General features: G+C 58.6%; 6 protein-coding genes. 4 read left to right on the forward strand and 2 right to left on the reverse strand.

All coding sequences use genetic code 11. The features are described from left to right. Window positions 1–410: 410 nt before the first annotated feature. The 3 genes from J3U88_RS05530 (at window position 411) to J3U88_RS05540 (ending at window position 4,291) form a co-directional block, all read left to right on the forward strand. Window positions 411–1,175: an NAD-dependent protein deacylase gene (locus J3U88_RS05530; protein ID WP_207857422.1), complete on the forward strand. Its 765-nt coding sequence runs from the start codon at window positions 411–413 to the stop codon at window positions 1,173–1,175. A gap of 165 nt (window positions 1,176–1,340) precedes the next feature. Continuing rightward, window positions 1,341–3,242, forward strand: a complete 1,902-nt coding sequence (locus tag J3U88_RS05535; protein ID WP_207857423.1) for a GspE/PulE family protein — start codon at window positions 1,341–1,343, stop codon at window positions 3,240–3,242. A gap of 32 nt (window positions 3,243–3,274) precedes the next feature. Next, window positions 3,275–4,291, forward strand: coding sequence for an HDOD domain-containing protein (locus tag J3U88_RS05540; RefSeq protein WP_207857424.1), 1,017 nt, complete (start codon window positions 3,275–3,277; stop codon window positions 4,289–4,291). 120 nt (window positions 4,292–4,411) lie between these two features. Here J3U88_RS05540 and arsB read toward each other — a convergent pair whose 3' ends face one another. After that, window positions 4,412–5,557, reverse strand: coding sequence for an ACR3 family arsenite efflux transporter (gene arsB / locus J3U88_RS05545; RefSeq protein WP_207857425.1), 1,146 nt, complete (start codon window positions 5,555–5,557; stop codon window positions 4,412–4,414). Window positions 5,558–5,630: 73 nt separating this feature from the next. Continuing rightward, the gene (locus tag J3U88_RS05550; protein ID WP_207857426.1) at window positions 5,631–6,014 is read right to left on the reverse strand and encodes a metalloregulator ArsR/SmtB family transcription factor; all 384 of its coding nucleotides are present in this window, start codon (window positions 6,012–6,014) and stop codon (window positions 5,631–5,633) included. Window positions 6,015–6,233: 219 nt separating this feature from the next. Here J3U88_RS05550 and J3U88_RS05555 point away from each other — a divergent pair, with 219 nt between their 5' ends. After that, on the forward strand, window positions 6,234–10,223 hold the full coding sequence (locus tag J3U88_RS05555; protein ID WP_207857427.1) for a non-ribosomal peptide synthetase: 3,990 nt from the start codon (window positions 6,234–6,236) through the stop codon (window positions 10,221–10,223). Window positions 10,224–10,233: the final 10 nt, after the last annotated feature.

The raw sequence follows: 10,233 nt of genomic DNA on the forward strand, positions 1-10,233 counted from the left end.
CCCTGTCTAATTCCGCTTTCGCGGACTTCCTCATTTTTGGTATCGCTGCCACGGGTCAGCCCAACGCGACCCTTACGGTTCCGGCAAGAAAAGCGTCACAGGCAAGCGATGCGGTAGTAGGGTTCAGCTTTATCGATACAGGGCGACAGAAGAAACGGGTCATCTCGTTTAAGGTCATGCATTTGTTTTGAAGTTGGTGTCATACCTACAATAAGCTTGCTGTGCCCTTGATGCTTATTGTATACTCGACACCAACTTTGTGCGGCCATGTATCAGGTGGTCGTCGTTAGCCCGCATTTCCCACAAGGATTCGTCGCTCCCCCGCGAGAAAGACCAAAATGCCGGCCGCGCTTGCATAAGGCGCGATGATGCCGAACACCTCGTGGGCATTGCGGATTAGGAGGTCCCCTATGAAATCCCAAACCGCCATCGACCAAGCCACCGCCCTATTTGAGCAGGCAAACCGGGTTTTATTTATCACCGGTGCCGGGATCAGTGCCGACTCCGATCTACCCGTGTACCGCGGCATCGGCGGCCTGTACAACGTCAACATGACGGAGGAAGGTTTAACCATTGAGGAAGCCCTCAGTGGCGAAATGCTCAACAGCAAACCGGAAGTCACCTGGGGCCACATCGCGCGTATTGAAGCCGCGTGTCGCGGTGCTTCTTACAACCGAGGTCACGAGGTGATCGCCTTGCTGGAGGCGCATTTGGACCACGTCTGTGTGTTCACCCAAAATGTCGACGGTTTCCACCGCGGTGCCGGCTCCAGCCAAGTCATCGACATCCACGGCGATGTGTACCAACTGCTGTGTACCCAATGCAACTTTCGCGAGACCGTGGCCGATTACAGCCATCTCGAAATCCCACCCAAATGCACTTCCTGTAACGGCTTAATTCGACCCGACGTGGTGTTGTTCGGGGAGCTGTTGGACCTCGGAAAACTGGAACTGCTACAGGCCGAGGCCAACCGCGGCTTCGACTTGGTGGTATCCATCGGAACCTCCAGCCTGTTTCCCTACATCATGCAGCCGGTCATCATCGCCAACCAATTGGGCGTGCCCACCCTTGAAATCAATCCAGGTGAAACCGAGTTAAGCGACATGGTCGACGTGAAGGTTTCGGAACGCGCGGCGGTCGCCTTGGAGGCGATTTACCAAAAACTCGTTTCCTAGCCCGCTGAAGCCTCACCCGGCTAAACGCATCCTCTAGCTGAAAACATTCAGGTTTTCTTGCCGGCGTGCCGACCAACCTAGGAGCGAAAGGTCGTCCGGGTTCTCCACTAAAACCCAGGAGAACCCGGATCCCACCCTTCGATTATGGAAGCGCGGGTGTGGACCATGAGTGAAGAAACACCACCGGCCGAGCCGGTAGAGGAACAACCGAGGGAACGGCCCATCGGCGAGATTCTCGTCGAGGAAGGCATCGTCAGCCGTGAGCAATTGGATCGTGCCCTGCGCATCCAACAAAAACTCAAAAGCAAACGCCGCATCGGCCGGATTTTAATTGAACTGGATTTCGTCAAGGAATCAGACCTCGATGAAATCATGATCAAATACGCGCGCAAAATCCGTTTGGGTGACTTGTTGGTGGAACGGGAATTCATCACCCCAACCGATTTGGAAGAGGCACTCCTGGCCCAGAAGAAGTATCCGGGCAAGCGCATTGGGGAAGTCCTTGTTTTAGAACGAAAGCTGACGGAAAAAACCCTGTGCGACGCGATTTCCCTCTACCGCAAAATCGAACGCGTTATTCCCGACTTCCGCAAGGTCGACCTGGATTTGGTCGATAAAATTTCGATGAACTTCCTCGAACAGAATTTCATCCTGCCGTACCGGGTGATTGAAGGGGAACTGCTGATCGTGGTCACCGAGGATTACCGCGACACGATTAACCCGGTGCTAAAAGGCATTTACGACCTACCTTTTCGCTTCGGTTTGGCGACCCCGACCGAATTGGAAACCATTTTTCGTTACCTGCAAAATCGGCCCAAACAAACCAACGCCAGGGAACTGGAAACCAAACACGCGGATAGCAGCGTGGCCGGATTGGTCGACGACATCATTAAGGAAGGCATTGAAAAAGGGGCCTCCGATATTCACATCGAACCGATGGACACGGTCACTCGCGTGCGTTACCGGGTCGACGGCCACCTCGTCGAACACCAGCACTTTGCGTTGGAGCGCAACGCCTCGGTGATTACCCGCATCAAGGTCTTGGCTGAATGCGACATTTCGGAACGGCGCAAGCACCAGGACGGCAAGTTTCAGGTGAACTTCCACGGTCACCCTATCGACTGCCGGGTCTCCATTTTTGTCACCGTGCACGGGGAATCGGTGGTCGTGCGCATCCTCAACCCGTTTAGCGGCTTGGTGGATCTGGACAGCCTTGGTTTCGGCAGGCGCAATTTGGAGCGTTACGTCGACGAGGTCATCGCCAGTTCCGCGGGCATTGTGTTGATTACGGGACCGACCGGCAGCGGCAAAACCACCACGCTCTACAGCACCCTTCAGTACCAGCTCGTTGGCGGCAACAAAATTGTGACTGTCGAGGATCCAGTTGAATACATCATTCCCGAAATCGTCCAGTGCAGCGTTGACAAACGTGCCGGTCGTACCTTTTCCAGCTCGCTCAAGGCCATCATGCGCCAAGATCCCGACGTCATCGTGCTTGGCGAAATTCGCGATCTGGAATCGGCCAATATAGCGATTCACGCCAGCATGACCGGCCACAAAGTCTACGCCACCTTCCATACGGAGGACACCACCGGCGGGTTGGTCCGTTTGGTGCAAATGGGCGTGGAACGCTATCTGGTTTCCTCCACGGTTTTGGCGGTGGTTTCCCAACGTCTGGTACGGCGCATTTGCAACCAGTGCAAGCAAAACTACATTCCCAAGGCACGCCTGTTACGCCGGGTCGGTCTGCCTCCTAGTTTGCTCACCACCCGGGAATTCGTTACCGGCTCGGGCTGTGCCCATTGTCTCAACACCGGTTACGCCGGCCGGCTCGGCATTCACGAGTTGCTGATCCTTGAGGAACACGTGCGCGACGCGGTTCTGCGCGACGCCAGTACCTTCAAAATTCGCGAAATCGCCCTTGCCGAGGCGGCGCTAATTCCCATGGCCGAGGACGGCATTGCCAAGGTTTGGTCCAACCAGACCACCCTGGAAGAAGTGCTCAAATTTATTCCCGTCTCCACCAAAGTTCGCCCGATCAACCAATTATTGGAAATGGTCGGCTAAGCGCCGGCCGTTCCCTCCCAGGTAGGCACCCCATGAAAATCCATTGCCCGGTTTGTCGCCACGACAATCTCCTAAACGACGACGATATCCCGAGGTTGCTGTTCAGTTTTCAGTGTGAATCCTGCAACACCTTGCTGTCGGTCAAAATACAGGTCAACGCCCTCAACGTGGTCAAAACGGGACGGCAGCGCACGCAACCTGGCGAAAAGAGAAACCAAATTGCGGCCTACATCTACGAAAACAAAGACAAGTTAAAGCTGCCTGTATTGCCGGTGCTGGCGACCAAAATTCGCAAGATCCGCAATGACGGCAACGGCACGATCAACGATGTGGTGGAGCTGGTCCGATCCGACCAAACCATGGCCACCAAAATCCTGGAGTTGGCCAACAGCGCCCTTTACGGCGGTTTGGTTGAGATCACCGATCTGAAGTTGGCGATCATGCGCTTGGGCCTGAATGTTACCGAAACCCTGATTACGGCCCTGGAAAACAAACAACTCTACACATCGGACAAAAAATCGATGCTCACCCTGTTGGAAGGTTTGTGGGAGCACGCCCTCGGGGTGGCGGTGACGGCACAAAAAATCGCCGAGCAGGTAGGGCACGAGGCCACGGAAGAAGTTTTTACCGCCGGGTTGCTTCACGATTTCGGTTACATTCTCTGCCTCCAGGCCCTCAAACAAAACGACAGCTTTAAGGTCGATTTCGCCGAACTCGGCACCGACGAATTTTTCAAGCTCTGTGAAAAGGAACACGCCAAACTGGGTGCCTGGTACCTCAGCGAGGCGGGCCTGCCCCCGAAATTAACCGGGATTGTGGCTCACCACGAGGAGATCCCCACGGAGGAATCGGACAACGCCGACCTGCACATCGTGGCCTTGGCCAATTTATTGTGCAAAAAGGTCGGTCTCGGCCTGCGTCAGGACGAAAGCATCCGGCTCGACCTGACCGAATCGGCCCAGTCCCTCAATTTGAGCGAAGTCCAATTGGCTTCATTGGAAGTCCATTGCGAAGACCTGACCCAGCAACTGATGGCGATGCTGAAATAAGTCAAGCCGGCGTTTCAGGCCGGCGTCTTCCGGCCTCGTGCCATATAGGGTTTGTAAGGAGTTGAACCTCGGGTGTTACGGACTAAAACGCGCGGCGCCCGAGGTGGCAACCCACACCAGCTAAGCCGCAAACCATCCTTGACTGCGCTTGCAGACGGCGACCAAAAACAGCATCAGCGGGACCTCGATCAATACCCCGACCACGGTCGCCAGGGCCGCGCCGGAAGACAAACCGAAGAGCATCACGGCCGTGGCGATGGCCACCTCGAAGTGGTTGGAGGCGCCGATCATGGCGGCGGGTGCCGCATTTTCGTAGGACAAACCCAGGCGTTTGGCGGCGAGGAAACCCAGACCGAAAATGATCAGGGTTTGGAGGGTGAGCGGTACGGCAATCCACAGAATGGTGAGTGGGTTGGCGAGAATGACGGCGCCTTTAAACGAGAACAGCAGCACCAAGGTGGCGAGCAGGGCGGTGATGGTGATGGGGGTGAGGTAGTGGAGGAAGGTTGATTCGAACCAATCCTTGCCTTTGAGCGCGAGGATCGCTTTGCGTGAGCCGTAGCCGCAAGCGAGGGGCAGGGCGACGTAGGCGCCGATGGAGAGCAGGAGTGCTTCCCAGGGAATGGGCAGGCGACCGACGCCGAGCAAAAAGCCGCCGAGCACACCGTATAACACCAACATTGTCAGCGAGTTAATAGCAACCATAGCCAGGGTAAGGCTGTCGTTGCCTTTGGCCAGATAACCCCAGACGAGAACCATCGCGGTGCAGGGTGCAATGCCCAGCAGGATGCAGCCGGCGAGGTAACTGCGCCACAGGGGGATTTGCAGCATGCGTACCCCGTCCTGTTCGACGACGACCCCCGCGCCGTGGGTGGCGCCGACGGGCAGGTCGAGGCCGAGCGGCATTTTGACGAGATCGACGGCGTCGGGTCCGATGAACCCTTGGAACAGCACGCCGAGGAACAGGGTGCAGAGGCCGACCATGGTGAAGGGTTTGACGCCCCAGTTGATGAACAGGGTGAGCCAGACGGGGCGGCCGGAGGTACCGGCTTTGACGACGTGGTCAAAATCGATTTTGACCATTATCGGGTACATCATCAGGAACAGACAGATCGCGATGGGAACGGAGACGACGGGCGCGCCGTTGACGCGAATCGCCATGGCTTCTAGGGATTGGGCCAAGCCGGGCGCGAATTGGCCGAGCGCGATGCCGGCGACCATACAGAGCGCGACCCAAACGGTGAGATAACGTTCGAAAAAGTTCATAGATGCCTCGGTTGGCCCGCAATGCTCACAAGGATTCGTCGCGAGAAGCAGAAAGCCTTGTGCGAAATGCGGGTTAGGATGGTGGATTGCGTTGTTGGCGGCGGTTACTTTGGCGGCGACACAGGAATTCGGGGTCCTCGGCCAGAATCGTGTCCAATCGGTGCTGGTCCGCTTCCGGCCAGGTTTCTTGGGCGACCAATTGCTGCAGGGCCGGCAAGAGCACCGCGGCCGCGGGGTTGTCGGCGGCGGTGTGGCGGTAGTAGACCCAGCGGCCGCGTTTGTTGCCGGCTACCAAACCGGCGGCGGCCAAAATCGACATGTGTTTGGAGACGGTCGAGGGGGCTAACTGGAGCAATTCCACGATTTGGCAAACACAAAGTTCCTGTTGGAGGAGGGCGTAAAAGGCGCGAACCCGGTTGGGATCGGCCAGGGCTTTAAAGAGAGAAACCGCTTCCACAAAACACCTCATTTCGTTATGTGGCGAATTGTAGAAAGGCATGTTGCCAAGGTCAAGTGCGACTTGGTCCCATCGCGAGATAAATCATTCTTTTTTGGATCATGTGCTTTTCTTCGGTGCTTGTCCCTTCGCGCAACCACGGCTTTCCTTTCGATTTTGGCGCGGCTATAATCGCAGGCACGTTCATCATGATCAAAAATTCGTTCGAAGGAACGCCTTGTGAAAACCTTGGCCGAACGGGTCGCGGCGCTGACCCCCCAACAACGCGCGTTATTCCTGCGCTCCCGCGAAAAACAACGTGCTACCGACGAAGATTCGGTGATTCCGGCTCGTACGGGACCGGGACCTTGGCCGGCCTGCGCCGATCAGGCGGCACTCTGGTATTTCCAGCAGGTCGACGCGGAAGCGGTGCCCTACAACATCGGTAACGGCCAACGTTTATTGGGTCCACTCGAACCGCCCCTACTAGAACGAGCTTATGCCGATTTGGTTCGACGCCAGGAAATGTTGCGGGCTTTTTACCCCGTGGTGGATGGTGTTCCTCATGTGGCGATTGCCGACGATCTCGGCGGTTCGATTACCTGGGTTGATTTACGCGGCGAACCCGCGGCCGAGCGCGAGCGGTTGGCCCAACAGGCCGCGGCCAGGTTAATTAACCAGCCCTTTGATTTGGAAAAGGGGCCGATTGTGCGATTTGTGGTGATTCGTTTGGCGGATGACGTGCACCTGATGGTGCCGGTGATGCACCACTCGATTACGGATGCCGTCTCCTACAACATTTTCTTTCGCGAACTCATTGCCTTGTACGGCGGGCACCTGCGCGGCAATCCGGCGCCGCTGCCGCCGATTACCCGCCACTACATTGATTACGCTTTGTGGCGCAATCAGTGGTTGGCGAGCGCGGCCTTCCAGGAGCAATCAGCCTGGTGGGAACAAGAACTGAAGGGCGCACCGACCCGGATCGGTTTACCCGGGGATTACCCGCGTCCCAAGGTCTTTAATGATCGCGGTAGCCGTACTTTTTTTAAACTCAGTGGTGATGTGACGCAACGGCTGCGTGCCCGCAACCGTTTGGCGGGGACCACCTCGTTGATGACGCTGTTGGCGGGGACTTTTGCCCTGTTCTACCGTTGGGCCGATATGCGGGATATGTTGATCGCGGTACCGGCTTCCCACCGTGAACACCGCGAAATGGCCCATGTCATCGGTTACTTTCTCAATTATGTGCCCTTCCGGGGCCGGATCACCCCGGGCATGTCGTTTGAGGCGCTTCTGGAAGCGACCAAAACCACGGTACTCGGAGGCTTGAAACACAAGCGGGTCCCCTTTTCGGCGATGGTGGAGGCGCTTAAACCGGAGCGTGATCCAAGCGCGATGCCGTTGGCCCAACTGGGTTTTGTGTATGTGAGCGCCGCGGGCCTGAACACGGAAGCGGCCAAGCTCCACCAGGAGGGTGCCCCCGAATTTCGGGTGGAAGGATATTACGCGGATCGGGAAATCTCGCCGATGGATCTTCAGTTCATTTTTATGGAAGGCGCGGACGAGGTCGATTGCTTCATCGAATACGCGGCCGACATCTACAAACGGGAAACGATGGAACAGTTGGCGGCTTCGTTCGAGTGTTTGTTCGACAGGCTTTTGGCAGCGCCGGGGCGGGCGCTTGAGCTGCATCCGTTGGGTAAAAACATTCCCGAGGCCTTGGCGCGGGCCAGGTTCGATGATTCGCCGGCAGCCTTACACGAACCTTTTTTCGCACGGGCAGGGACGACCCCAACCACCACGGCGGTGACGGACGGTACCCAAAGCTTTTCCTATGGTGAACTGGCCCAACAGGTAGAAGCGACGGCGCGGGCGCTGCGGGCCTTGGGCGTGCGCGGCGAAACCCCGGTCGGCGTTTGCCTCAAACCCGGGGTCACGGCGGTGGTGGTTTTGTTGGCGGTGCTGCGCGCGGGTGGCACCTACCTGCCGCTCGACATGCCGCCGCAACGGCGCCGGCGGGTGCTGGATGATTGTCGGCCGCTTCTGGTGATCGTCGATGACGATGCGGTCGATGCGGATTGGCGGGAGGTGGCCTTGTACCGCATCGGTGCATTGGCGGCGTCGCGCCAAAACGCGGCACAGCCCGAGCTACCCACGCGGCTGGATCCCGACCAAACCGCGGCGATACTGCATACCTCGGGTTCGACAGGTCGGCCGAAAGGCGTGATGGTGACCCATCGCGGTTTGGCGCACCGCTTGGCTTGGTGGGCGGCCCAATGTCCAGCAACCCCTGGCGAACCTTTTGCCTTGACGGCGGGCGCCAATGTGAACGAATACCTGATGGAAGTATTTGATGCGCTGCACCAGGGCGGGACCCTGCATGTCGCGGCGGCCTCGGTACGGGCCGAGCCGATCAAATTGGCGGCGTACCTCGAGAAGCATGGGATGCGACGCATCCAAATGGTGCCGTCGGTGCTGCGGCTGTTGGTCGCGGAGCCGGGGATCACGACCCGTTTGGCATCCTTGACCCATCTGGTGGTTCACGGCGAAAGCCTGCCGGTCGATGTGGCGGCGGCGGTGCGCCGCAAGCTGCCCCACTGCACGTTGGTCAACAACTACGGCCTGACCGAGGCGACCGGTGCCTGTGCGGCCGAGGTTACCCAAACCGGGGAACTGCCGGGTCGTGTTCCGGTCGGTTTCGGCCTGGGTGGATTGGACCTGTACCTCATGGACGGCGCGGGTAACCCCTTGCCGGCCGGGGCGGTTGGGGAATTGTACCTCGGTGGACCGGCCTTATCGCGGGGTTACGCGGGCGACGCGGCTGGAACGGCGGCGCGTTTTGTTCCCAACCCGTTTGGCAACGGCGGCCGTCTGTTTCGAACGGGCGATTTGGCCCGTTTCGACAGCGAGCGCGGCCTGACGATTTTGGGTCGCGCCGACCGGCAGCTCAAAATTCGCGGCAACCGCATTGAGCCGGGCGAAATTGAAGCGGTGTTACGTGCCCAGGGCGGGGTGGTTGATGCGGCGGTTTTGTTGGTTGGCGACGACCTTGCCGCGGCCGTGCAAACGGCGGGGTCCTTGGATCGGGAAACCCTGCGCCAAAGCATGTTGGGCGCGTTACCCGAGGCCATGATTCCCACGCGTTTCCACTTTGTGGAAGCCCTGCCGCGTACAGCAAGCGGAAAGACCGACCTGGGTGCACTGGGCGCCATTGTTTCACGTGAAACAACCGCTGTCGGCCACAAATATGTTGGGCCCACCACGGTGAGCGAACGGCTTTTGGCAAGGATCTGGCGCGCGGTTCTCCACCATCCGGCGCCGGGCATCGACGACGATTTCTACGAACTGGGCGGGCATAGCCTGCGCGCGGCGGAAGTGATGGCACGCCTCAATCGCGAAACCGGCCGCGCCTTGCCGCTCACCTTGTTGCTGCAAACCCGCACCATTCGCGGCATGGCGCGCGCGCTGGACGGCTTCGATGAATGGCAGGCCGCCTGTGCCGGTTCAGCACCGGCCCTGCTGGGGGAAGCGGGGGCCGCCAAGCTTTTTGCCTTCCCGCCCCTGTTGGGGTTCGCCATGATCTACCGTCCCTTGGCGGAACGTCTCCCGGGGTTCGCCTTTATGGGTTTTGATTTTGTCGACCAACCCGACCCGCCGGCCTTTTACGCGGATCAGATCGAAAACGAACAACCGGAGGGGCCGCTTCGCCTTTTGGGTTATTCGGCCGGTGGCAACCTCGCGTTTGCGGTCACCCAAACCTTGGAAGCACGTGGTAGACAGGTCGCCGCTTTGATTTTGGTCGACAGCATGGCGCGCACGGAAACACCCGAGGATGCGACGGTGTTGCACCGCCGCAAAGCGGCGTTTTTGGCCGACTTGCACGGTCAGGTTCGCGAAGATCCGGTGATGCGGGTTTATGCGGATACGCCTTACCTGTTGGGACTTATGGAAAAAACGCCGGGTGCCTTCCACGCCTACCATTACCGCGGTTGCGATACGGGTACGGTTTCGGCACCCATTTATTACGTACGCGGCGAAGCTGAGCCGGAGCGCACCCATGCGCGAGAAGCCTGGGCTTCGGCGGCGACGGTTCGTTACCACCAAGGTCGCGGTCGTCACGAGGCGATGTTCCAGGGGGAAGCGCTTGAACACAACGCGGCCCTGCTGCGCGACCTGCTTACACCGTCGCGCCAACACGAGGCTCTCGCGCTCGACGCGGGAACCGCGTAACCAGGGGCGC

Origin of the sequence: Acanthopleuribacter pedis (assembly GCF_017377855.1) — a bacterium.
Classification (GTDB): domain Bacteria; phylum Acidobacteriota; class Holophagae; order Acanthopleuribacterales; family Acanthopleuribacteraceae; genus Acanthopleuribacter; species Acanthopleuribacter pedis.

Excerpts from the sequence above, each read along its gene's own strand:
- J3U88_RS05530 (WP_207857422.1), top strand. The coding sequence starts at position 411 with ATGAAATCCCAAACCGCCATCGACCAAGCCACCGCCCTATTTGAGCAG.
- J3U88_RS05535 (WP_207857423.1), top strand. The coding sequence starts at position 1,341 with ATGAGTGAAGAAACACCACCGGCCGAGCCGGTAGAGGAACAACCGAGG.
- J3U88_RS05540 (WP_207857424.1), top strand. The coding sequence starts at position 3,275 with ATGAAAATCCATTGCCCGGTTTGTCGCCACGACAATCTCCTAAACGAC.
- arsB (WP_207857425.1), bottom strand. The coding sequence starts at position 5,557 with ATGAACTTTTTCGAACGTTATCTCACCGTTTGGGTCGCGCTCTGTATG.